Annotated in this window: 17 protein-coding genes and 1 pseudogene; 10 read left to right on the top strand and 8 right to left on the bottom strand. The window is 50.3% G+C overall.

Annotated elements, in window-relative coordinates:
- Nucleotide 1: 1 nt before the first annotated feature.
- Both IPK01_06540 and ribB read right to left on the bottom strand, forming a co-directional pair.
- On the bottom strand, nt 2-5,137 hold the full coding sequence (locus IPK01_06540) for a translocation/assembly module TamB domain-containing protein (GenBank protein ID MBK7933150.1): 5,136 nt from the start codon (nt 5,135-5,137) through the stop codon (nt 2-4).
- Nucleotides 5,138-5,152: 15 nt separating this feature from the next.
- A pseudogene (gene ribB / locus IPK01_06545) lies at nt 5,153-6,141 on the bottom strand (3,4-dihydroxy-2-butanone-4-phosphate synthase).
- 154 nt (nt 6,142-6,295) lie between these two features.
- Here ribB and IPK01_06550 point away from each other — a divergent pair.
- Nucleotides 6,296-7,489, top strand: a complete 1,194-nt coding sequence (locus IPK01_06550; protein MBK7933151.1) for an MFS transporter — start codon at nt 6,296-6,298, stop codon at nt 7,487-7,489.
- 3 nt (nt 7,490-7,492) lie between these two features.
- Here the strand turns inward: IPK01_06550 and IPK01_06555 are convergent, their stop codons facing one another.
- Both IPK01_06555 and galU read right to left on the bottom strand, forming a co-directional pair.
- Nucleotides 7,493-8,329, bottom strand: coding sequence for a hypothetical protein (locus tag IPK01_06555; protein ID MBK7933152.1), 837 nt, complete (start codon nt 8,327-8,329; stop codon nt 7,493-7,495).
- A 33-nt stretch (nt 8,330-8,362) separates the two neighbouring features.
- Nucleotides 8,363-9,826 carry a UTP--glucose-1-phosphate uridylyltransferase GalU gene (gene galU, locus IPK01_06560; protein ID MBK7933153.1) on the bottom strand — a complete coding sequence of 488 codons (1,464 nt, stop codon included), beginning with the start codon at nt 9,824-9,826 and terminating at the stop codon, nt 8,363-8,365.
- A 455-nt stretch (nt 9,827-10,281) separates the two neighbouring features.
- Between galU and serS the strand changes: the two genes are divergently transcribed.
- Genes serS through IPK01_06575 form a run of 3 tightly spaced genes read left to right on the top strand, consistent with a single transcriptional unit; the run spans nt 10,282 to nt 12,159 of the window.
- Nucleotides 10,282-11,565, top strand: a complete 1,284-nt coding sequence (serS, locus tag IPK01_06565; protein ID MBK7933154.1) for a serine--tRNA ligase — start codon at nt 10,282-10,284, stop codon at nt 11,563-11,565.
- A gap of 31 nt (nt 11,566-11,596) precedes the next feature.
- A complete protein-coding gene (locus tag IPK01_06570) occupies nt 11,597-11,845 on the top strand; it encodes an AbrB/MazE/SpoVT family DNA-binding domain-containing protein (protein MBK7933155.1) in 249 nt (82 codons plus the stop codon).
- Nucleotides 11,842-12,159, top strand: coding sequence for a type II toxin-antitoxin system PemK/MazF family toxin (locus tag IPK01_06575; GenBank protein MBK7933156.1), 318 nt, complete (start codon nt 11,842-11,844; stop codon nt 12,157-12,159). Before IPK01_06570 ends, IPK01_06575 begins: the two co-directional genes overlap by 4 nt.
- Nucleotides 12,160-12,255: 96 nt before the next feature.
- Here IPK01_06575 and IPK01_06580 read toward each other — a convergent pair whose 3' ends face one another.
- Nucleotides 12,256-12,903, bottom strand: a complete 648-nt coding sequence (locus IPK01_06580) for a hypothetical protein (protein ID MBK7933157.1) — start codon at nt 12,901-12,903, stop codon at nt 12,256-12,258.
- 171 nt (nt 12,904-13,074) lie between these two features.
- Nucleotides 13,075-13,893, bottom strand: a complete 819-nt coding sequence (gene mazG / locus IPK01_06585; protein MBK7933158.1) for a nucleoside triphosphate pyrophosphohydrolase — start codon at nt 13,891-13,893, stop codon at nt 13,075-13,077.
- 304 nt (nt 13,894-14,197) lie between these two features.
- Between mazG and IPK01_06590 the strand changes: the two genes are divergently transcribed.
- Nucleotides 14,198-16,333 (top strand): carboxypeptidase regulatory-like domain-containing protein, encoded by a 2,136-nt coding sequence (locus tag IPK01_06590; protein MBK7933159.1) that lies wholly within the window; start codon nt 14,198-14,200, stop codon nt 16,331-16,333.
- Between the two features lie 154 nt (nt 16,334-16,487).
- Here the strand turns inward: IPK01_06590 and IPK01_06595 are convergent, their stop codons facing one another.
- Nucleotides 16,488-16,889: a hypothetical protein gene (locus IPK01_06595; protein ID MBK7933160.1), complete on the bottom strand. Its 402-nt coding sequence runs from the start codon at nt 16,887-16,889 to the stop codon at nt 16,488-16,490.
- A 611-nt stretch (nt 16,890-17,500) separates the two neighbouring features.
- On the opposite strand from IPK01_06595, the gene IPK01_06600 reads away from it, so the two are divergent.
- The 3 genes from IPK01_06600 to IPK01_06610 all read left to right on the top strand — a co-directional run bounded on the left by IPK01_06600 (nt 17,501) and on the right by IPK01_06610 (nt 21,832).
- Nucleotides 17,501-18,331 carry a carboxypeptidase regulatory-like domain-containing protein gene (locus IPK01_06600; protein MBK7933161.1) on the top strand — a complete coding sequence of 277 codons (831 nt, stop codon included), beginning with the start codon at nt 17,501-17,503 and terminating at the stop codon, nt 18,329-18,331.
- Nucleotides 18,325-20,643 carry a TonB-dependent receptor gene (locus IPK01_06605; GenBank protein MBK7933162.1) on the top strand — a complete coding sequence of 773 codons (2,319 nt, stop codon included), beginning with the start codon at nt 18,325-18,327 and terminating at the stop codon, nt 20,641-20,643. Before IPK01_06600 ends, IPK01_06605 begins: the two co-directional genes overlap by 7 nt.
- A gap of 85 nt (nt 20,644-20,728) precedes the next feature.
- The gene (locus IPK01_06610; GenBank protein ID MBK7933163.1) at nt 20,729-21,832 is read left to right on the top strand and encodes a glycosyltransferase family 4 protein; all 1,104 of its coding nucleotides are present in this window, start codon (nt 20,729-20,731) and stop codon (nt 21,830-21,832) included.
- On the opposite strand, the gene IPK01_06615 is transcribed toward IPK01_06610, so the two are convergent.
- Nucleotides 21,822-22,178, bottom strand: coding sequence for a hypothetical protein (locus tag IPK01_06615; protein MBK7933164.1), 357 nt, complete (start codon nt 22,176-22,178; stop codon nt 21,822-21,824). The two genes, IPK01_06610 and IPK01_06615, sit on opposite strands and share 11 nt — an antisense overlap.
- 157 nt (nt 22,179-22,335) lie before the next feature.
- On the opposite strand from IPK01_06615, the gene IPK01_06620 reads away from it, so the two are divergent.
- Nucleotides 22,336-23,637, top strand: a complete 1,302-nt coding sequence (locus IPK01_06620) for a hypothetical protein (protein MBK7933165.1) — start codon at nt 22,336-22,338, stop codon at nt 23,635-23,637.
- 3 nt (nt 23,638-23,640) lie between these two features.
- On the top strand, nt 23,641-25,311 hold the full coding sequence (recN, locus tag IPK01_06625) for a DNA repair protein RecN (GenBank protein MBK7933166.1): 1,671 nt from the start codon (nt 23,641-23,643) through the stop codon (nt 25,309-25,311).
- Nucleotides 25,312-25,345: the final 34 nt, after the last annotated feature.

Raw genomic sequence — 25,345 nt, forward strand, 5'->3', positions numbered from 1 at the left:
ATTAGAACCTCCTCCGGAAACGGATCTCAAAGCTAAAATTATCACGGTTGCGGGTTACGTTCGAAATAGACCGCTGTTCGTATAGAGCGACAAATGAGAGTTTGTTTGAAACTCGATACTCTAACGCAAGTACCTGATTCTGATCCTGTGAAAGATTCGTCGAATACGTGACCCGAAGATTGTTATTTATCTGACGTCCGACCGTAAGGCGGGCCGAGGGATTGATCTGTTGGCCGGAAATTATCGGGTCGATCTCAAAAACGTTTAGGCCAAAAAGTTTATCTGTTGCCTTACGTGCGGGATTGTTGATTATCGAATCGGTCAGGATTTCGGCTGCAGTATTGATGCCGGACTGGGCAAGCGTGGGAATGCCGCCGGCAGTATTCGACAAACTGCCGGTCGTAATTAGTGAAACTACGTCGTCGCTTGGCAGTGCGGGACTCGAACGTACGGTGGCGGTCAAACGCTCGGTATCTTTGAGCGGGCCTGCAAGATTGATAAAGATCTGATAACCACCGATCTCGGTTTCCGCCTGAAGATTGATTATAGGCTCGATCTCAGAATCGGGCGGAAACTCAAGCGTTCCCCTCTGTACCTCATACCTATCCTTTCGATAGAAAAGTGTTCCGCTATTTGCTGTAATTCGTCCTGACAGACGCGGTTCATTGGCGTCACCGGTCAAAACGAGCGAAGCGGACGCCGTTAGGTCTGCGATGTTATTACGCACTATAAGTGCATCGCGTCCTTCGATTATGAGGTCGAAACGCGGTGGGCTGGCAGTTCCGTTGCTGCCCGACAGAGATTTTGGACGGCGGGCCCCGACAAGATTTGCAAGATCTATGTCTTTCGAATATAAACTTCGTTTCGCAAATACGCGGCCGCCAATAGTGATCTGCAAACTGTCTTTCTGAACATTGCGAATTCCTGTGATCTCAAGCCGTGCGTCGCCGGTCGTGAGGAAATCCTGCGGCAATGGAACTGTGACATTGTCACCGTTTAGCGACAAGCGAAACGTCGAAACGCTGAGGCCGTTCAATAATGCTCCACCGGTCGCGTTAAACCTGCCGCCGCCAAGATATCCCGTGGCATTTTCGATCTCTGCTTGGTCAGCCGTAAATACAACCCGCGTCTTAATTCGTTCGAGTGTAAGCCGGTCGGTGCCGATAAACGCCGCTACCGAAGCGTTTTCAGTATAAGCCGTACCCGACAAACGAGCTGTTTCGAATGGGCCAATATACCGAACAGCCACTTCTGCGGTGCCGGCAAAAAATGTGTCTTTAGTTGCCAGATTAAGCAAATTTAGGCTGATTTGGCCATCAACTGTGAGGTTGCTTGAGGATTCTTTGGTCAGAGCTACTGTGCCGCTTATGGTCATGTTCGAACCGCCGCCAGCAAATTTGGCGTTCTCAAAAACAACCTTATTACGATCAAAAACGATCGAGATCGGCTCGGCCGCGGCGAGCGGCGTATCCTGTATTGTCAATGCAAGCTGTGAAAATTGGGCTGATCCGTTCGCGCTTGAAGTGCTAAAAACCAACTCGCCTTTGCTGTTACGCGAACGAAGTGTGCCGTTAAGTTCGATTCTGCCGGTACCGGTTCCGGTGATCGGATACCCTTTTAGCTGCGGGACGAACGCAATATAAGGCGACAGCGGACTCTGGTCAAATACCGTAGTGACAGAATAGGGTAAATTTTCGTCGCGAAACCGCAACGTCCCGTCAATGACCTGCGTACTGCCTTCGAGATTCGCCGTGAGTTTTGCGGACAAGATCTGATCTACGGTTTCTCCCTTGAATATCACGTCACCGATAGCATTTTCGCCTACAGTTACGGTCCTGGCGATTCCATCGAATGCGAAATCATAAGTTGAACTATTTTCTCCCAAACCGACTGCCTTGGCAGTAACCTCGACAGTTCCTGTTATGACGGGAATGCTTTCATTCGGTGGAAGAAAAGCGAGCAAGAGAGGCATCGGAACCTGTTTTCCCGCAAGATCGAGGTCGAAAGCGGTGCTCTTGCGATCGTACGTGCCTTTTGCGGTGACCTGCCCGACACCGATTCGCATTTCGACAGTATTAATGATAATTCCCGATCCCCGAAAGGTGGCATCGATCTTCAAATTGTCAAAGCTTTGCCCCGCGACCGTGCCTTTCAAAGCCAACAGATCGATCGCACCATTGGCGTTATCTGGCAGACCGGTGATATTGACCGTTCCTGTAGTTTTCCCGCTCAGATCGCTGATCCGAGAAGGCAGGTCGATCGGCAGCGCAGCGAGAAGGTTTCCGGCATCAATTCCACGGAGATCGGCAATCACCGTTACATTATTTGAACCGCCGGAAGGGATCAGGATCTCAAAAATTGCGGTTCCGCCAAGAGTCTCATTGAGTTTTCCATTTCGCAGCTCTACTCCCGCGAGATGCAAAATTCGGTCGGCGTCGGTCATGTCCTCCGGATAGACACTAATATTTGTTGCGACGCTACCGAGATCTCGGTTTCTCATTATCAAAGAACCGACTGAAGCAATTCCGGTAACCGACGGATCGTAGAGATTGCCGGTGATCGTTCCGTCAAACACGAGTTTCCTGGCAAACTGCATTTCCATTATCTTGAATTGACGATCTAGTTCGGGCAGGATCTCCGTCACCTCAGCGACCCTCTGGACCTCGTTTGCGTCGTCGGAACGAAGTGCAACCGTTAAGTTCGAATCGTCGTCATTCAGATCGAACCGACCCAATGCGGTCAAGGTGCTTTTTCCGGTTGAAAATTCGGCCTTTTCAATTTCGAACAGACCCTCGTCCGCCCTCAGATTGACCTCACCGTTTATCGGAATGCGTGCACGTTCATCTTTCCCCGCGGTTGCTGTTATAGCGGCGTCGAGCGTCCCCGAGGCCGAGCGAAGGTTGGTTCCCTGAAATGTAAAATGAGCTTCGCCTGTCGTGCTTCCTTCGATCGGAATGATACGCCCGCTTTGCAATGCGGCAAGTTTTGACATGTCGAGATCCGCAAATTTCGCGTCGATCTTTGACTGGGTACGATTGTCGAACGCAACGGTTATGACCCCATCGAGTTTGCCGTCCATCACATTTGCTGCAATGTCACTGAGTTCGGCACGGTCGTTGTTGATGTTAACTTTCGCTGTAGCAGATCCGAGTGCGACACTTCCCAACATGCCACCGCCGATGCTCATGTCAGCGGTTGCGCGGTAGCGACCTGATCTTTCAACGATAAATACCGGCCGATTGATCTTCACGGCTTCGAGATTGCCGCCTGCAGGGTTTTCTTTATTTCTGGTCAATGCGATATTTCCGGCATCAATGTCGTTCGACCTGCCCTCGATCATGCCGTTGCGAATGGTCATGCGAACGCCCGCAATATTCAAACTTCCCAGGACGGCCGAGCCCGTATCGATCTTTGCGACACGCGATTTATCGGCGTAAACGACGGTGGTTCCGTCGGCGTGGTCGATAATTATTTCGGGCGACTCAACTCCATCGATGTATGTGCCGTCTGATTCGACCCGGCGAGCTTTGATATCTTTTAAGCTCACGCCGGTCGAATTTGGGCGATCGCGAAGTTCAAATTTCCCGGCCGCGAGGTCGTCGATATTCGCTCCAGCAATTTTCGCCGTGTTTGAACGGAGGTTTGAAGCATCGACGTCAGTCTTGCCGTTCGAATTCCGAACCCGCAAATTTTGACCGGTCACACCATCGAGACGGTAGTCTTTTGTGACAAAAGCCTGTGCGGTGGCGCTTGCGGCGGAGATATCGATCTTGTCGCCCGGCATTGAGAATTTAAGGTTGCGGGTGCGAAGGTCAGCAAACTCGGAATCGCCGATCGCAAATTTCTGCGCCCGGCCATTTCCGACCGAAGCCATTAGTTGTTTATCCTTGTATTCAGCAACAGCGTCAGCGAGAAACAGCCCGCCGAGCGTCAATCCCGGCGACTTCGCCGCGATCGCCTGCAAGTCGCCGACCCAGCGAAAATCAGTTCCTGTACCACGTACATTTCCATTCAGCCGTAAAAAATCGACGCGAAACACGTCAAAAGTGAGCATCTCCGCAACGGCTGTGCCGTTTGCGTTGTAATTTGAATTTGTTCCCTCTACGGTGGCTGCAACGTTAACGGCCTTGAGATAGACTCCGTCGGCACGGAGAGCTTCGGAAGCTGCGGTGCCCTCGATACGATAATTCTCACCTTGTCCGCTAACATGACCCGTGAAGTTACCAACGCCGCGAAGTGCGGTTCCGGTTGAGAAGGTCGTCGACGTTTGGGTCAGATCGACCATCGATGTAATGTCGAGCTCATATTTCAGAGCGGCCCAGTCTGTCAGCGTGCCGCTCATTGAGGTATTGCCGAGAGGTGTACGAATATCAAAGCTCTTGATCTCGGCACCTTTGTTATCGGCGATCCCGACCGCACGCAGATCGATCTTTTCGACCTCTTTCCCGTCATAGACAAAATTTGAGTCCGTGGAGGTTAGGTCAAATTCGTATCTGGTTTCGCCCTCAGCTGTTTTGATATCGGTCGGCGATAGAAAGATCGAGAGATTTTTGGCATTTCCGGAAATGCTTCGCGAAATGTCGCCGAAATGGACGATACTATCGCGGATCGCTACGTTAACTGACTCGTATTTGAAATTGACTGCACCACCTTTTTCATCCTCAACGAACTTGAGATTCGAAAAATTGGACTTGCCGTTTTCGTCAAACCTTACCCAAATCTCTGCTCCGTTAATATCCGACGAATCGATGCTGATATCGCGGCTTGTTCGCCAAGCGAACAGATCAAGAACACTGAGCCCAAGCCGTGCGTCACGTACATAGAAGAGTTTTTCGCCGGTCAGTTTGTCGTTAAATGTCGCTTCACGAAGTACGAGTTCGAGGGGCGATGCAGCGACCCGAAGGGTCTCGGCTTTGAATTCGACTCCGATCTCCTCCATCTTCGCGACGAATTGATCCTTGATGTACCGGTCAAAAACTCCGAAGCGGTAAAGTCCGTAAGTAATGAGGGAAATGAGGATCAGAGAAATTGCAGAGACGCCCATGAAGACAAACAGATTCCTGCGGGAAAAGACGCTTTTCTTTGCATCCGTTTCAGGTATTTCGGCCTCTGATTTTTCCTGCTTGTCTTTCGCCATCAAAATACTTGTTAGTTAGACGCTGACCGTCTCGACGATCTCTAATCCAAATGCCTCGATCGCGTTGATACGTGGCGGATGATTGGTCAACAGCCGTATCTGCGACACTCCTAGATCTTTAAGGATCTGGGCGCCGATTCCATAGTCGTGAAACTTACCGTAACCGGTCATTGCCTTCGCGGTGTGAAAATCGACTCCCTTTTCGTGCATCACTGCGTAGGTTTTGAGCTGATTGACAAGGTCGAGATTATTCTCCCGCTGACGCAAATACAAAATAACACCGCGCCCTGCACTAGAGATCTCGCGAAGCGTAGTCTGCATCGCCGCCGACGCTTCGCCCAATGTAGAGCCAAACATCGCAAACGTTACATTCTCCGTTTGGACGCGAACTAGCGTCGCTTCCGTTGTATCTGAAACATCGCCCATCACAAATGCCGCGTGCGTTTCGCCGTTGATGATGTTCTCGTACAGGATCGTTCGCCAAGTACCAAATTCAGTCGGAAGGTCGGTCTCGACGACACGCCGGACCAACGTTTCCTTGGCAACGCGCGAGCGACATCGACACTCGCCTCGGTCTGGCCGACCCGGACAAGGACCCCGCCGCGTTTTGCCCTGAGCGGGAAGACATGTCCCGGCCGTGCGAGGTCAGCAGCGGTCGAAACAGGATCGACCGCTGTCAATATCGTCTTGGCCCGATCGGCCGCGGAAATGCCGGTCGTCACGCCCTCACGAGCTTCTATCGAGACTGTGAATGCTGTGCCCATGCTCGATGTATTTTCTGCAGTCTGCGGAAAAAGTTGGAGTTCGTCGCACCGCTCTTCGGTAAGAGGAAGGCAGATCAACCCACGGCCGTGAACCGCCATAAAATTGACGATCTCGGGCGTCACCTTTTCTGCGGCGCAAACCAGATCACCCTCATTTTCGCGATCCTCGTCATCAACAATAATTATCATTTTGCCGTCGCGAATATCGCTGACGGCCGCTTCTATCGAATCAAGAGACATCTTTTTTACAAAATAGCCGCGTAGCTTGCGGACAGTAAGTTCTTTCTTAAATAAATCTTAACGAAATACACATTTTTTAGCGAATAATTGCTCGGCCAAGTATTTTGGGCTCGGCTTTTGTTGTTTGCGGGGGATGTTGCCAAAATAGCTGTTTATGCCTACCTCGCTTCCATCTAATGCTAACCGGATCAAGCTGATCCTATCGGGCCTATTCTTAGTATCAGGAAGCGTAACTGTTCTGATCGGCCAACTATTGCCGATATTTGCTAAGCAATATGCATTGAACGACCTGCAACTCAGCTTCTATTTTCCGGCCCAATTTGCCGGTTCGCTTTTAGGCACATGGCTCACTAGCCGTTTTGCCCGCTCAAATCGATTTATCGCCGCATCCTTCATAGGTGCAATTCTAATGGCGATCGGCGTGCTCGTGATGAACATTGATTCATTTCCGGTTTCGCTTGCAGCCTTCTTAATAAACGGGATAGGGATCGGATTGACGCTCCCTGCGATCAATATGACAGTGCTCGAACTGAGCCCGGAAAATGCAGCTTCGTCGCTAAGTTTTCTAAATTTCTTTTGGGGCGTCGGAGCTATTGTCTGTAAGCCATTTGTCGATCTCTCGAGCCGAGGTTCAGATATCGTGGTAACAACAACTGTCCTCGCGGCACCCTTGTTGATAGCAGCGGCAATGCTTTATTTTCAACCAACTCGGATGGTCGCTGCGGATGGGTCTACGAATTCCGCTGATGACATCTCGAATACCCCGATCTGGACGCTCCCGCTGGCTTGGGCGATCGCACTTTTTAATTTCATTCACGTTGGTTTTGAAAGCGGCATGGGTGGTTGGCTGACGATCTACACGGAACGTCTCGATGAGACGCAGGCGGTCCACTGGCTGTCACCAACATTACTGTACTTCTTGTTCTTCGTATTTGGGCGAGGCGTTGCCCCGGCTTTATTCCGGTTCTTGAATGAGAACAAAATGCTCTTTTTGGGTCTATTTACGATCCTGGCGGGAATGCTGATAGCGGTTACGGCTTCGTCGGTAATTGTATTAGGGATTGGAGCAGCAGTATCCGGGTTTGGCACATCGTGGATATTTCCGACCAATGTCTCGCGATTTTCACACACATTTGGCGCGTCTGCCAGCCGCCGGGCAACTCCGTTGTTCATTTTCGGAACACTTGGTGCAGCATCGTCGACATGGTTGATCGGATTCGTCTCGAATCAAACCGGAAATTTGCGGTCGGGAATGTACGTCCTTGTTGTAAGCGTGGTCTTATTGATCGTGCTTCAGGTTTGGCTTGGATCGAGAAGAACACGAGTTGGCGAACCGAATGCAACCTAGGCCTTATTCGATAGCGAAGTTATAAATAACTTCCTTCCCCGGGTTGTCAATGGGCGATGCTTTGATCTGATATGCTCCCTTTTGAAGGAGATTTGCCGGGAGCAGCAGCCTCAGTTCGCGGCTGCCGTTAACTTCGTAGGTCTTTAGCGAATCAAATTTGAGCAGCAGTGAGTTTGAGTGAAACAAACTGGCGTTCAGCACCGTCTCATTCTGAAGATCGATAAGGACCAATCGGACAAATACACTCTTTTCGCTATTTAGAACTTTCACGTTCCCACCGTTTCCCCGCACAACGCCCGGAACCGCCGTAATAAGCGGTAGAGATCTGAATCTATTGAGATCACTCAGATCCTGCTCATTCAAAGAGGCATATTCCATTTGCAGCGAGCGATCGGCGGTATTGCCACCCAACCAAAGGTAAGCCAGGCCGACTCCGATAATTAACATCAAACATGCCGCATATGCGATTGCCGGAATACCGGAAAACAGTTCACGGATCTTGTCGTAAAACGACACATGGCTTTCATCTTCGCTCTTCGAATTCGCTGTATTTCGGACTCGAATTTTGGCGTATCGACGCAGTAAAGCAACGGTCTCGAGATTTCTTATACGTTCGGGCGAAGACAGGTAGTTCTTGTCAAAATTGCGGGCCTGGGTCTCGGTCAGAGTATTGTCCAAACGGTCTTCGATAAGTTCATTTTCCGCGGCAAGCACATTCGCTTCAAACTCAGCATCTGAGATCAGACGCAGCTCAAGTTCTTCGGCCTGGGACTCCGACAGGGTTCCTAAAAAGTAGCTTCTGATCTTATCTGCTTCGTCAATCAATGCGTTTCGTGTCACCTCTATTGTTTAATGGGGTTTTTAGCAGAAACCTTACAAGTTTTTTTCATTTTGAAGACAATTTTCCATACATTTGCGCAAAATATTTTTCAATCGATGAACCTGAAGCTGCAAATTTCCGATATTGAGCTTCAATTTCTTGGCCAGATCGCGTCGAGCCTGGATCTTTTCCCCTTTGCCCTTTTCATAGTATGCAATAACAAGGGACGATTCTTTACGACTAAGTCTGTTGATACATTCGTCAAGACATTTGAGTCGATCGTCCGAATCAAGATATTCAAGATCGAATTCAGGCCCGGCCATCTTATCAAGGTCCAAGGCTGTCATGGATCTGTATGAGTTCGAGAGTGATTCCAGACAGATCTTCTTGGCAAATCCGTAAAAATAAGTTACCGGTTTGATTTCCGACGACAGATCGAGCGTTCCAAGTTTTGCAGCAACCCGGTTGATGGTCTCATCGACAAGGATCTCAGGCTCACTACAGCCTCGCATTTGAAAATATCGGTTCAGCCCCGCACTTATTTGAACGATCAACTGCCCAGCAGTCTCCCGATCTGGCGAAAGCCAAGCCAACAATTCGTCAAAATCGTGCTGTGTGAGGTTCGAGTTTTTGTTCATTTGATCTAGTCGCCAAGATCTAATGTTTTCAGGTAATTGCGGAATTCTGCCGAGATCTGTGCGTTTCAGAGCATATTCGACTGTGGCGATCAGAAATCCAAGCTTATCACCGGCGTCATGGCGCCGGCCATCCAACTTAACCGCATAGAACGGACGTTCACAGAGCAATAACCTCATCGCATCGGTTATTTGGATCTCGCCGCCTGCCCCGGGCGGAGTCCTTTCAATTGCCTCGAAAATGTCGGGAGTAAAGATATAACGCCCAATGATCGCCAGGTCTGACGGAGCATCAGCGAACGACGGCTTTTCTACCATGTCCCTAATGCGATAGACGTTTGGTTCTATTTCCTCGGCATCGATCACTCCAAACCTCGAGATCGATTCGCCCTCGACCTGCATCGTAGCAATGACAGGTGACTCATATTTGTTGTACACATCGATCATCTGCTTTAGAGCAGGCACATCGGCATCCACAATGTCGTCAGCCAGGAGTGCAGCAAACGGGTCGCTGCCGACAAAGTCCTTCGCTTGATATATCGCATGGCCGAGGCCGAGAGCCTGTTTTTGCCGTGTGTAGCTGATCTGGGCAATATCCGAGATCGCCCTGATCTGCTTGAACATAGCGTCTTTCCCCTTTTCAATCAGGAGTTGTTCAAGCTCGAACGATATATCGAAGTGGTTCTCAATTGCGCTTTTATCGCGTCCGGTAATTATCAGGATGGATTCGATACCGCTCGCAACCGCCTCCTCGATAGCGTATTGGATCAGGGGTTTGTCGACTAGCGGTAGCATTTCCTTTGGCGACGCTTTTGTCGCCGGCAAAAATCTTGTTCCCAATCCGGCAGCGGGGAATACGGCCTTGCGAATTTTGTTAGTCATAGTAACGGATGTTAAATTCGTTAAGTCTATTGCATTGAGTAAGCATTAGATTTTAGGTCAAAAGTGAATCTGAAACAAATATTCGAAACTATGACCTATCAGGAAGGATAAATTGCTTGCTTCAGGCGTTGAGATACGCAATTTCAGTCGGACAAAGGTCTGGGGCAAAGGCGACGATCGGTGCGTTCGGCCGTTAGGTATGCAGTAGCGACCAGTGTAGTTTGGCACATTGTAGTTACGGGTCGCCGGGAAAATGACGGGCGGACGTCGACGCTTTTCGACTTTCCACCCGATTCTCATTTTAACGAGAACGTATATTTGCAAGATCTCCGTGATCGCTCAGTTGAAAAGCAAACAGAACGTCGATGCGGATAGCAACGAGTGAACGAGAGAAACCAAAGCCGCGAGCATAGGATCGGCGGTTATGATGTCGGTGGCAAAAAGAAGTAAACATAATGCTGGATCTTAATTTTGTTAGAGATAATTTGGAGGCCGTGAGAACGGCATTGAGGAACCGGAATTCTCCGGACGGACCGCTGGATACCTTCATGGAACTCGATGCGGAACGCCGCGCGGTCATTGGAGAATCCGATCGGATCAATTCACTTCGAAACACGGCGAGCAAAGAGATCGGAGCTCTGATGCAGTCCGGTGATCGCGAAAATGCGGAAGCGAAAAAGGCAGAAGTTGCCGAACTCAAAGATAAACAGGCGAAACTCGATAACAGACGCGATTTGGCCGAATCGGAAATGCGTGACCTTTTGGAAAATCTTCCGAACATTCCGGCCCCGGAAGTTCCTGTCGGTGCGGACGAGAACGCAAATGTCGAGATCAGACGATGGGGGACACCGAGAGAGTTTGATTTCAAACCGAAGGACCACGTCGATCTTGGTGAAGCTCTTGGTATTGTTGATTTTGAGAGGGCGACAAAGATCTCCGGGTCTCGCTTCGCGATCTTGAACGGCATGGGAGCACGTCTGGAACGGGCACTTGTTAATTTTATGCTCGAGGTTCATACGACGGAGCACGGCTACACTGAAACCTTGCCGCCCTATCTCGTGAACCGGAGTTCGTTATTCGGAACAAACCAGCTGCCCAAGTTTGAGGAGGATCTGTTCCACACGACCGACGAACGCAGGTTGGCCTTGATACCGACTGCCGAAGTTCCGGTCACGAATTACTTTGCTAATGAGATACTTGAACCGTCCGATCTGCCGAAACATTTCACGGCATATTCCATGTGTTTTCGCAGCGAGGCCGGTAGCTACGGCCGTGACACACGCGGTCTGATAAGGCAGCATCAGTTTGAGAAGGTCGAGCTTGTCAAGATCTGCCTGCCGGAAGACTCCGAATACGAACACGAAAAACTGACAGCCAACGCCGAGCGAATTTTGCAGTTACTCGGTTTGCCGTATCGAACTGTGGTGCTCTCGACCGGTGACATGGGTTTCGGGGCTAAGAAGACCTACGATATCGAGGTTTGGATACCGAGCCAAAACACGTTCCGTGAAATATCAAGCTGCTCGAATTGCGGCGACTTTCAGGCAAGAAGAATGAACCTCCGCTTTCGCCGCACCGGCGGAGCAAAACCGGAGTTTGCACATACTCTGAATGGCAGCGGACTTGCCGTCGGGCGGACCTGGGTTGCTGTCATCGAAAACTATCAGCGTGCCGACGGTTCGATAGAAATTCCCGAAGTGCTTCATAAATACATGCATGGAGCGAAGCAGATCGTTTGACGAGGAACCTTAACGTAATTACGATGTAATTATGAAAAGTCAAATAATCCAGATCGGCAATTCACAAGGGATCCGGCTGCCGAAAGTGCTGCTGGAGGAAAGTCGAATAACCGGTGAGGTGGAGGTGGAACTTCACCCCGACGGAATATTGATCCGCAATGCGCAGAAGCCGCGTGCAGGTTGGGATGAGCAGTTCAAAATGATGGCGGAGAACGAAGACGACGATCTGTTAGCGGGCGATCTGGCGACCAACTTTGACAAAAAGGAGTGGCATTGGTGAACCGTTTTGACGTGTATCTTGTAAACCTCGACGCAGAGCCCGGGCGTGACGCTAAAAATACGCGTCCATGCGTTGTGATCTCACCTGATGAGATGAATCGTAACGTCCAGAATGTGATCGTAGCTCCTTTGTCCTCCGCCGGTGTCGATTATCCGACTCGGATCGCAGTGACATTTCTTAACGCAGAGCGTTCCGTGGTTTTGGATCAGATCAGGACAGTAGATAAAATACGTTTGGTCAAAAAGGTCGGAGAGATCGAACCGCCTGTCAGAAAGGTCATCATCGACAGGTTACAGGAGTTGTTTGCCGACTAGCCGGGCCGCCGTCTAAAGCTAAACGATTGCAGAGCAAAAAAAGCACGTGAGAAATTTCTCACGTGCTTTTTCATATACCGTTTGTAATTTGATGGTTTACCTTGCAGGGCTAACTACATCATCGTCGCGAATAAAGCCGTAGTAGATGATCAGTGCTCCCCCGACGATAGCTGCAACGACTCCGAATACGATCCAGCCTTGACGCCTTGTCATCTTGGCAGCGGTGGGCTGTCCATTGGCCATAGAAACATTACCGACCTCTGATTCGGCGGCAGTAGTACCTGACGTTACATCCACGGAGAAGTTGCCCGCATTCGCGTCGTTAGTGACGACATTGTCATTGGTGCGAATGTTGACAGCGACGCCTTCGTTGTTAAGAACGCGAATTTGCCCGGCTGCGAGATCACCCGAAATGCTGTTCTCGGATAGATTAAGGCTGAGGCTCGAGTTTGGCGACATCGTGATGCGGCCAAGTTTTCCAAGATTAATTGTTGCGGAATTACCTTCAGGGGTCGAGATCGTCCCCGACGTAAAGAATGTGCGGCCGCTCAATGCTTTTTCGCCATTAAGTGACACCGAAGGCTGCATGCCGTCAATCGAACTTCCCGACACGGTTATTTCACCAGATAACGCATTTCCAGGGGCTGCCAATGTGACCATTGACGAACTGAAAAAAAGCGATACCAACAGGCCAAGCCCGACCAAATTGCGGAGCCATAGCGACTTTTGTTTATTCACCATCATACAAACCTCTCCATTAAAGTAAAATTCAGAGACACTGTAACCTTAGTTGACATGCATTGTCAAAGTTTTTTTTGAGTAAACTGATAAATTTTGAAAACGCTGTTGCCTGATCAAAGCCGATTGGCGTGGGCACGCGGCGCCTGCTGCAACGAAAAGAGACCATTTGCAGGATCAGGACCCCTTATTGGCAAGGGCTGCTTTCGAACGATTCCATAGTATGTCCATCTCCTCAAGGCTGGCATCCTGAAGGTTCTTCCCGGCCTGCATAAGCTCTTTCTCAATGTAATTAAAGCGCGATCTAAATTTGATGTTCGTGCGTTTCAGAGCGCTTTCAGGCTCTACGTCAAGGTGCCTTGCCAGATTTTGCACGACAAAAAGCAAATCGCCGACCTCTTCATCTATGTTCTTTTTATCACCATTTTTGAGAGCCGCCCTCAACTCGCCGATCTCCTCATCGATCTTGTCGAATATCTGATCGGTATTCTCCCAATCAAATCCAACTTTCGCGGCTCTCTTTGTTAGTTTCAGTCCTTCGAGCAGGGCGGGGAAGTGAACGGGGATCTCGTCAAGAAACGACTCCAACACCTTCTCGACCTTTCCGGAAGCTTTCCTCTCATCGGCCTTGAGTTGGTCCCAATTGTTCAGTACATCCTCGGCGCGGGCAAAACTCGCTTCGCCAAATACGTGCGGGTGCCGCAATATCAGTTTTTTCGTCACACCTTCGGCAACTTCGTCGATCGTAAAATCGCCGCGTTCGGCCCCGATGGTCGCATGAAATACTACCTGAAGCAGAAGATCGCCCAGCTCTTCCTTCAAATGTTCAGTTTCGCCGGTCTCATCGGCCTCATGGATCGCGTCAAATGTCTCGTATGCCTCTTCGAGCAAATACTGCGAGAGTGACCGATATGTCTGCTCTGCGTCCCAAGGGCAGCCGCCCGGTGCACGCAAACGGGCCATAACGGTAATTAGTTCGTCAAACGATTTGGACATGAGTTAGATGGTCAAAGGACAAGATCCGTCAACAGGCCAAAGGACGAATAGGATCTTACGGCTATTCTACATTATGCTCTCCCAAATTCATTCCATGATGAACATAAGTTCGCTTTAGAATGTGTCAAATAACATAAACTCAGCAATTTGCAGTGAGCTGCCCGGCGTCAAAATGCAGCTTATAACTCGTTGACTTTTCGGCCTGGGTACGATAAACTGTCGAACTATTTTCCACAAAGTTTAGTCAATCGTATATTTTTCGGATCAAGGGGTTAGAGGGTTAGTAATTCAATAGGAGTAAGGAATGATGAATAAGTTCTTGCCGGCCGGCCGGCTACGTATCGCTTTGTCGATCTTGGGGGTGTTTCTGGTCTTGGGCTTTGCTTGGGTCGTTATTGATCAACGCACCATGGCAGGTTCGCAAGGGGAAACCGGGACCCTTGAAAAGATGATCGTTGCAGGCGGTAACGCCGCGATGGACGTTGACCTAAATAAGCTTAACGGTAACAAAACAAGGGCACGAAACGCGCGGATAAATTTCGAACTTGAAACAAATGCCTTCTTTAAGACGCTTGTCTTCAATGAGGAATTTCGCGGTGCATTGCCCAGTTCGGTCAAGATCACCACGCAAGAATCAACTAACTTTCCTGCAAAGTTGCATGACTCGATCGGTCATCTTGTCTTTGAAAGTTTGGAATGGGGCGGACAATATGAATTTGTCATTCGCGATTCTAACACCGGGTTTATTTTCTTTAACGTTGAAGGCCAGGAATACGAATATGACCCGAATGTACGATTGTTAAATATCAAGGGCGGCCGAATGCTGATCTCAGATGAGTTCGCTGCCGAAATGAAACGGCCGTCAGATGCAGGTGCGATCGTCGGAACGATCAATATCGCCGCGACCTTGAGGCCGATCGAAGTTACCACCGTGATCAACGGCGAAACTGAAGCAAATGTATTGCCCGCCGGAGCAGGAACTGAAACGAACGCAGGATCTGTACCGGGACCGGACGTCGTCGTCGGTGACCTAACCGGGCTAGCCCAGTTTGGCTCGTCGGCGGGAACGCAGGTTGGCCTTGCCGTTGGAACCGACTCATGTAATTTTGGTACGGTCGATCTGAACTGGTTTGCAAACCCCTCGAATGATCATCCCGTTATTCCGCAAAACCTGTATCGCATGAAAGGCGGTGCCGGTAATAGCGACACATTCGAACAGATCGGACAATCCAGCGTCAAACATGCGTTTACAGCTCTGACAAACAACATTTGTGCATTGGGCTGTAACGGTATCGGAGGATCGCGTCTCGGATCGGGATGTTCGGACCCTTACGGAGCAAGCCTGAACTCAGGCCCGAATCTCGGGTCGAGGGCATGGATCAATCCGTTCACCGGTGCATATCCGCGTAACGACTCAGCTACGCCGAATAACAACCATACTGGTCACACGCATCTCGGACCGACCCACCGCATACTCACCGAGATCGCTGATCTGGTTCCTGCACAGAATGTGGGAGCGACCTATTATGCCGAATCACAGTACGTGACTCCGCATGAATATGTCTGGTGTCAGGCAAATCCGACGCAGTGCAATATGAATAACAATGTCTCTTACCGAAGATACAATGTTACTAATGCTGCCAGCCCGTTCAGCTTCTCGGCTGCGGCGGCAACTGTACGGATGAAGACCGCACTCACCGCCTGGACCGGAGCGTCGATCGTGGAGTTTCGTCCTGATCCCGTGAACGATGGTGTGGCGGCGATCGGTTATAAAGTGACTAACCCCTCCCCGGGTGTTTGGCATTACGAATATGCCATTTATAACCAGAATCTCGATCGTGCCATTCAGTCGTTCGGTATTCCCGTCGGTTCCGGTGTGACGATCACTAACGCCGGGTTCCACGCACCGCCTCAACATCCCGGATCTACGGCTGATGGCACCGTGGGCAGTGCCGGTTACAGTAATGCAGCATGGAACTCGTCGAATTCCGGCGGCGTAACAACATGGAGTTCCGAGACCTTCGCGCAAAACCCGAATGCGAACGCGGTTCGCTGGGGAACACTTTATAACATCCGTTTCGATTCAAACCGTCCGCCGGCAAATGTGAATGCAACTGTCGGTTTCTTCAAGACGGGAGCGCCGATGACCGTTCAGATCCAGGGCCCAAGCACTCCGACGGCTGCATTCGTATCTGTTTCGGGAAGGGTGACCAATGCGGCCGGCCAGGGACTTGGCGGCGTAAGGGTATCGATGGCTGACTTGGGCGGCGTTATCCGCGTTTCGACGGTTACAAGCTCTTTCGGCTATTATCAATTTGATAATGTCGCGACAGGCGCTATGTATTCATTCACTCCGGTCTCGAAACGGCATACCTTCACGCCGCAGACCATCGCGGTCAACGACAATTTGACGGATTTGAATTTTACGGCTCTGCCGTAGTGTCCGGATCTTTCCATGGAAAATTAAGGCGGCCCTCGGGCCGCCTTTTTTGCGCAGATTCGAATATCGACAACTGATCGCCGGAACAAAGCGAAAAGCGGGAATGATCTTTTAGATCATTCCCGCCGCTTCATAATAACGAATAGAGTAACTATTAATTAACCCATTCTTCCTCGTAATTTAACTGCCAATGCCTCGTAACCCACGCTTGAGCGGCCGTCATAGCGACATTTTTCCATTTCTTAAGATTCTCAAGAATAGAAAGTGCTGCCATTGGTTTGCTCGGATCGCGTTCGACCCGAATTACCTGAGTTGAAACTTCGATGATCGCCTTGTTCTCGTCCATTATTTTCAAACGGACTTCACAACCGACCGGCGGTAATGTCTCGAGATTGACCAAAGCGCTGGTTTCACCAACATTCTCCGTTAGTCCTTCGACAGAAATTGTCTCGCCGCTCTCTGCATCGACCCAGCTTGCCAAAACCGGCATGCTAGCAATGATACGATGGTGCAATGGCGTTTTGTATGATGCTGTAGAATATTCTACGTCTGCCATTATTTCCCCCTTTACCCTGCTTGTATATGCATCTGCTTCGCCGATAATATATCGATTCGTTCAAATGCGTGACCAATCTAATGCATTCTTACAAAAAAGTCAAGTATCTGACATTTTTGTAAATTACTGTGAATAAATAATTTTCGGTTCACAGTAAAAGTACTAATCGTTTGTAACACAAAATATTACAAATAGCAAGAGAATTCGTGAAAAAATGCACTATCTGCGTTTTCATTTCAAGATCGCCTGATTTCACACTGAATTAACACCGAATTAACCCTATATTTTGATGCCGCTCGTACAGTTAGAAATTTGGCGAAAGGTACTCAAATTGCGTCATTCCGTGTCAACAAGCATAGTTGTGATCTTTGGCTAGACTTGTGACCTTATTTGGTGACAGTCTTACTTTGGTGATAGGTATGTAAATCAACAGTTTACAGTTGATTTGGCAGAATTTGCGGGTTGAGATTCGAGCTATACAATGCAATTTTTGAAAGCACGAAATCCAAAAAGTAAAATAAAAATCCAAATTTCGAAATTAGTGCTCTTTACTTAAGCTCGGAGACACAATTCTGCATTTGAAAAACTCAAAAATGGAGTCAAAAAAGCAAATGACTAAAAATTATTCAAACAAACTTATTTCGGCGATGTTGTTTACGTTGCTGATCTGTGTCGGGCAGGTACTTGCCCAGTCGACACTTACAGGCGGCGTCACCGGTAAGGTGACCGATCCGCAAGGTGCAATTGTTCCGAATGCGACGGTTAAGGTAACGAATACCGGCACCAACAGCACGGTAACAGTGACCGCAAATAACGAAGGTGCATACAGCGTAACGAACCTTCAGCCCGGAACTTACCGTCTTGAGATCTCATCCGGCGGCTTTGCACCATCCAAAGCCGAAGGCGTGGTGGTCGAGGTCGGGCGAGCTACCAATATCGATGTCAAGTTGACGGTCGGTACCGCCGTCGCCGAGGTCGAAGTGACCGCCGAGGCTCCGGTAATAAATCTCAGCGATAACGCCAATGCGTCAAATATCAACCAGACCTCGATCAATGAATTGCCGATCAACGGCGGCCGCTGGTCGAACTTCGCATTGCTTACGCCGGGAGCGGTTCCGGACGGAACATTCGGTCTGATCAGCTTTCGCGGCGTCTCAGGCTTGCTCAACAATAATACGGTCGACGGCGGCGACAACAACCAGGCATTCTTCTCTGAAGAGCGTGGCCGTACCAGAATCGGTTACGTTATCAGCCAATCGGCGATTCGTGAGTTTCAGGTCAACACTTCGAACTACTCGGCTGAGTACGGACGCAGTGCCGGCGGCGTGACCAATGCGGTAACTAAGAGCGGAACGAATGAGTTTCACGGTGAAGCCTTTACTACAACCGCAACAACCGCAACGGTGCCCGCAACCCGCGTGCATTCAACTCGGTCTTGGTAAACGGTGTTTCGACTCTGGTTGGTGCTAAGCCGAAGGATCTTCGCGAAAGATTTGGCGGAGCGATCGGCGGCCCGGTCGTAAAAGATCGGTTCTTCTTCTTCTTCAGCTACGATCAGCAGCGTCGTAATTTCCCGGGCCTCGGCGTATTTTCGAACCCGAATTTTCTTAACACTGCTAATCGAACTCTCCTGCTTGCCCGCGGTCTGACGAATGCACAGATCGATTCGACGCTTGGTTTCCTGAACTCGCTTACCGGCGAAACTCCCCGCCGCGGAGATCAGACACTTTTTCTGCCAAAGATTGACTGGATCATAAATTCCAAGAACTCGCTTGCCGTTAGTTACAACCGCCTCCGTTGGGAATCGCCGAACGGCATCCAAACACAGGCAGTGAACACCCGCAGCCGTTCCAATTTTGGTGACGATTTTGTCGAGGTAGACTCGCTGAATGCCCGTCTCTCGACCACCATTTCGTCTAACATTCTTAACGAGTTTCGTTTCCAATATGGACGTGATCTCGAGTACCAGTTCAGCACTCCGCCGCTTCCGGGAGAGCCTACGACTGCGGCCACCGCGATCGGCGGCACACGTTCGCCCAATGTGTTCATCACAAATGGTCTCGAATTTGGAACACCGACGTTTCTCGAAAGGCCTAAGTTCCCTGATGAGACACGTTGGCAGTTTGCAAACACGTTAAGCGTGATCAAGGGTAACCACAACCTCAAATTTGGTTTCGATATCAACAGGGTGACCGATGATATCCAGAATCTTCGATTCGAGGCCGGTTCGTATTCATATAATAATATCAACGATTTTATTATTGACTACACGAACTACCGGACCCCGCTGCCGGGAGCCACGCTTTGCGCAACGGGCACACGCACCGTCGGAAAATGCTATACAAGCAACTTCCAGCAGGGTATTGGCAATCCCGGTTTGAAGATGACGAGTTGGGATTACAATTTCTTCATTCAAGATGACATTCGCGTCACGCCGCGGCTTAGCGTAAACCTTGGTTTGCGTTATGAATTCATCAAACTCCCGGGAGCCACGCTTCCTAGTCCGAGTAATGTAGTTATCCCGAATGACGGCCGCACCTTGGCCGAGGCAACATCACAGATCCCAAGTGATAAGAACAACTTTGGGCCTCGCGTCGGCGTAGCCTATGACGTATTCGGCAATGGCCGTACAAGTTTCCGTGCCGGATATGGCATCTACTTTGGCCGCATTCAGAATTCCACTGCGTATAATGCGTTGGTAAATACCGGAAATGCCGGCGGACAGGCTCAGGTGCAGGTTGCAGCGACCGCTGCGAATGCTCCGATCTTCCCGATGGTTTTGACACCGGCTCAGTTGACATTCGCCGGCGGTGCGGTTCAGTTCTTCGATCGCAATTTCGAAGCTCCGAAAATTCACCAGTATGACGTTATCCTTGAGCATCAATTGTCCAGGAACACTGTCGTCTCGGTCTCGTACATCGGCAGTCTTGGACGCCAACTTCCGACGTTCTTTGACCTGAACTTTGTCCAAACCGGCCAAACCAATTACACGTTTGTCGGCGGTCCGCTTGATGCCCAGACGTTCTCGCTCCCGAGATACGGACGAGTACCCGGAGCCGGCACACAGGCGTTGACGAGTATCCGTAGTTCGGTGAAGTCACAATATGACGCTCTTGTTTTCAAGGGCGAAAGAAGACTGACGAAAGGACTGCAGTTCCAGGCGAGCTATACGCTGTCTAAATCGACAGATACCAACCAGAATTCAGCTACCTTTACACAGACAAACAGCCCGTACGATATTTTCGACGGCCGTTATGATGCCGGGCCGAGCAATTTCGACACCCGCCATCGCTTTGTGGCAAGTGCGGTCTGGGCGCCTACCTTCTATAAGGGAAGCAAGTCGTCGATCGGTAATTACCTGCTGAACGGCTGGACGTTCTCTCCGATCTTCAACTATTTTTCGGGCAGGCCATTTAGTGCCGCAATTTCGGGTACCAGCTTGAACGGTACGAACGGCGGCAACTGGAATCCGGTACTTGGGCGAAACTCAGAAAGGCTCCCGAGCCTTTCTAATTGGGACGCAAGGCTTTCAAAACGATTCAAGTTCAACGAGACCATGTCTCTCGAGTTCTTGGCCGAAGCCTTCAATGTGCTTAATAAAACGCACATATTCTCAACCAACTCGACCCAATATAACCGAAGTGGAACGACCGGAACGTTGAACTACAACACGTCATACGGACTAGTGACAGGTACTGACAGTACACTTTTCCGCGAACGTCAGGTACAGTTTGCAGCTAGGTTCCAATTCTAGGACTTCCGATTTTGGAATGTTTATTGGCACGCTCAGACGGGAGCGTGCCTTTTTTTTCATCGCGCTAAAGTGTAATCTTTGGAACATGCGTATTCTGCAGGTATCATCGGCAAAAACCTATGGCGGCGGTGAACGGCATTTGGTCGATCTTAGCCGGTCGCTGCAGGAAAAAGGCCACGAGATCTTTGTTGCATTGCGTCCGACCAATGAATGGCAAGGCCGTTTAGATTTCATCCCGCCCGAGAATTTCCTTCATGTTTCCATTCGAAACTCTTTTGGGATGTTCAGTGCAAAGCGTATCAGCAGATTTTTGATCAAGAACAAGATCGACATCATTCACGCCCATGTGGCCCGTGACTATTTGGCGGCAAGTATTGCCGGACGAATTGCGCAGGATACAAAGATCGTACTGACGCGGCACGTGCTTTTCTCGATGAAGCCATTTCACAGATTCGCGTTGAGAAATGTCGATGCAGCCATTGCTGTTTCTGAAGGGGTCAGGCAGCAGCTGTTGAATATCTTCCCGGACAGAAAGATCACCGTGATCCCAAACGGCTTGGTCATGCATACGACAGACGAGCGCGAACGATTGGGGAGCGAGTTTCGCGAATTGCATCATATACCGTTAGACGCTCCGCTCGTTGGGACCGTGGGCGAACTTGTGCCGCTGAAAGGTCAGCGCGATTTTGTTCTTGCGGCACACGAGATAGTCAAGGTAATTCCGGATTGCCGCTTCGTTGTCGCCGGTAAGGACAACACCATCGACCAGCGGTTTCGCCGGGAATTGAAACGCCTCGTCAAGGTATTCGATATGGCGGAAAACTTCCTTTGGCTTGATTGGGTCGAAGATCTGACGCCGCTGCTCTCTTCGCTTGACGTGTTTGTATCTCCGTCGCATTCCGAGAGTTTCGGCCTGGCGATCCTTGAGGCGATGGCCAATCACGCGGCGGTGATAGCGACCTCGACGCTTGGTGCCGAAGATCTGTTGTCTGACAGTTCGCTGCTCGTTCCTGTGCGGGACCCCTTCGCGATGGCTAATGCGGTCGTCGCATTAGTTGGAGACCGTGAGCGATGCCGTGAGACGGGGCTCAGGCTGGGAAATTCGGCAAGACAGCGATTTTCGCTCGACCGCATGGTCTCAGCTACCGAGTCATTGTACGAGCGTGTCGTATCCCAGACTAGTTATTGACGATCGTGAACGTATCGGGTTCCCGCTGTCCGGTTTGGGTGTAGGTAATTATCGCCGGTCCCTGCATTATTCCCGAAGCACTCTGGCAAAGCCCGACACTTGCCAGTGTCAATAACGGTGTTCCTCTCACCAGCAGGTTAACAGTGCCGTTTAGCCATGTCACGATCGTGCACGGGCTGGGTCCATACATATAATTCGGGCAACCTACGACAAGATAGGTATCGGTCAGGAACATCGGCCGTCGGCCATCAACGCGATAACTCGTGTAGGTTGTCGGAACATGTGAGACCATACCGCCGTGTGGGCACATGATCACGGATTGCGTATTTAATAATAGATTTCCCATATATCCTCTATCGGCCGGGTTTTGTATGACCAGATATTATCAGATCTTTAATGCCAAATTTACAAAAGATACCGGCCCATAATTTACGGACGTATCAATTCAGATTTTTTGCGTCCAATGTTTGATGTATTCTGTTATGACGGTTTATCTTAAAGCTATGAAAACAGTTGGGTTTATCTTGCTGTGTGTCTCAATGATGACTGCTTACGCTCAATCACCAAAGGACTTGGCCGAAATGTGGGACAAAGAGCACATCTCGTCGAAATTTCCGTCGGACGTCCGTCACAGCGACCTTAAGAACTACCTCGAGAAGCTAAAAAAGAACGGGCTCAACGTCAACGAGGTCGGCCGAAGCGGAGCTAACCGCGAGATCTTTCAGGCCGAGTTTGGCCGCGGCCCGTTGAGGGTCTTTATGTGGTCACAAATGCATGGAGATGAACCGACGGCGACGTCTTCGGTGATCGATATGCTGGCCGTCTTTCAGGCGCATCGGGATAAGGATTGGGTCAAAAAGATCGAAGAGAAAATGACGATCCGCGTCGTTCCGATGCTCAATCCCGACGGCGCAGAGACGTTCAAGCGGCGAAATTTGCAGGACATCGACATCAACCGTGACGCAATCGACCTCAAAACTCCGGAGGCTCGATTGCTGAAACAGCTCCGTGACAGTTGGAATCCTGAGATCGGCTTCAACCTGCACAACCAACAAGCACTGACCACCGTCGGCAATAACCCCAAACAGGCTGCGATCTCGTTCTTGGTCGTGTTTGGTGACAAGGCAAAAACAACAAGCGAAGGGCACGAACGAAACAAACGCATCACATCGGCGATGGTCGAGGCTCTGCAAAAGTTCATGCCGGGGCACATCGGAAAGTACGATGACGAATACACAGCTACTGCATTCGGTGACAATTTTTCGGCGTGGGGCACGCCCGTTATTTTGATCGAGACCGGAGCACTTCGCGGCAAGGACGAGATGTTCCTTGTAAAGATGAATTTCATCGCGCTAGTCACCGCCGTTCAGTCGATCGCAACCGGAAAAGAAAAAACGCAAAGCCCGGCTCCATACCTTTCGCTGCCCGAGAACGGATCAGGGAATCTCGTGAATTACGTTTTTAGGAGCGCGAGTACTGTGAATGGAAATGAAGTACGCGCTATCGGCGACATATCAGCTGTGACCACACGGCGAAGGGCAAGCTTTGCAGTTTCAAATACGATACGTGCCGTTGGTTCGCTTGGAGCGGTGAAAGGCCTTGAGGAATACGACACGAGCGGATTTGTGACACTTCAGCGGTTTAAGAGCTTAAAGGCCGGAAATCTGGCTGACTTCTTGTTTTACCGAAAGGGCCGCGTTGTGGACTGGGCCGCAGCACGCATCGAAAAGACCTTTCCTCCCGACGCGGTATTTTCCGGCGGGAAATGGACAGTAGGCGAGGGTATCATCCCAAAGATAAAGTAACAGATGCTGACTCTTCTCAAGATCAGGAACATCGCTTTGATCGATGAGCTCTCTGTCGAATTCGGCAGCGGGCTCAATCTGTTAACAGGCGAAACGGGCTCGGGAAAGTCTATCATTGTCGATAGCCTGGCGGCGTTGACCGGAACGCGCGTCTCGAGCGATCTGATCAAAGAAGGTGAATCGACGGCTCAGATCGAAGGCCTGTTTTCTATCGGTGTGACCGATCGGTTGGCTGCCGTTTTTGAAGAATGCGGTATCGATATAGATGCGGATGAAAATGAATTGATCGTCCGCCGCGAGCTTTCACAGGCCGGAAAGAATCGAGTTTTTGTCAACAATCAGCTAGTTACACAGGGTGTCCTTAAGCAGATCGGTGCTTTCCTCGTGGATATCCACGGCCAGGGCGAGCAGGCATCGCTTTACGACGTGTCGTCACATGTCGCGATGCTCGACGAATTTGCCGGGAACGCCAAACTACTAAGTGATGTCGCCGATTCTTATGAGGCTTGGGCGTCGATCCGGTCGGAGTTGGCTTCTCTCAAAAAAGACGAATCGGAAAAGCTGCAATTGCTCGATATCCTGCGTTTTCAGGTAGACGAAATAAAACGCGTCTCGCCGCAGTCCGGCGAAGATGATCTGCTCGAGGAAGAAAAGCGGCGGCTGAATAACATCGAAAAACTCTCTTCGCTAAGCGAAGACACCTATAAATTGCTATACGACAACGACGATTCAACGACCTCGACGCTCGAACGTGCCGCACGAAAGCTCGCCGAGCTTGCCGAGTTCGATTCCGCATTCAACGAATACGACGAAGGCCTCAGATCGGCTCAGGCCGTTATCGAAGAGCTGGCGATCACCACCCGAGATTTTCGTTCGAAGCTTGAATTTTCGCCCGAGCGGCTGAATGAGATCGAAGACCGCCTTGCCGAACTCACGCGTTTGAAGCGAAAATATGGCGAATCGATCGAGGCGATCCTCGAGCATCTCAATTCGTCCGAACAGCGGCTGCAAAATATCGAGACTGCCGAGTTTCGCGAAGAAGAGCTCAAACGCGAACTCGCCGCCCGCAGTGCGAAATACGTTGACGCTGCACAAAAACTGCATGATTCGCGCGTCGCCGCCGGAAAGCGGTTCTCAACAGCTGTTGAGATCGATCTCAAGGACGTTGCACTCGACAAGGCGAAATTCGAGGTTCGCGTCGAGACCGATCAAATGACATTTACCGAGACAGGTTTTGATCGCGTTGAGTTTTACTTTTCCGCGAATCCGGGCGAATCGCCAAAACCGCTTGCTAAAGTTGCCTCGGGCGGCGAGGCTTCGCGTTTGATGCTGATCCTTAAGACCGTGGCCAGATCGAACGAAGCACAAAAGAGCGCCGTTTTTGATGAGATAGATATCGGGATCGGCGGCCGTGTTGCTGAGGCGGTCGGGCGAAAATTGAAAAACCTTTCAGCGAATCAGCAAGTCCTATGTGTTACACATCAGCCGCAGATAGCTTCGCTTGCGGACAGGCATTTTGTCGTAGACAAAGATATGATCGGAAAGAGCACTAATGTTTCGATCCGGGAACTTACCTCGGTCGAGCAGGTCGAAGAGATAGCCCGGATGCTCGCCGGCGAACAGATAACCGAGGCTGCCCGCGAAAATGCCCGGACGATGCTGGCCGGACGGTAAACATTCTGTTCTCTGCGTTTCAGTGACTCCGCGG

The sequence above is a fragment of the Acidobacteriota bacterium genome (genome assembly GCA_016713675.1).
GTDB lineage: Bacteria > Acidobacteriota > Blastocatellia > Pyrinomonadales > Pyrinomonadaceae > OLB17.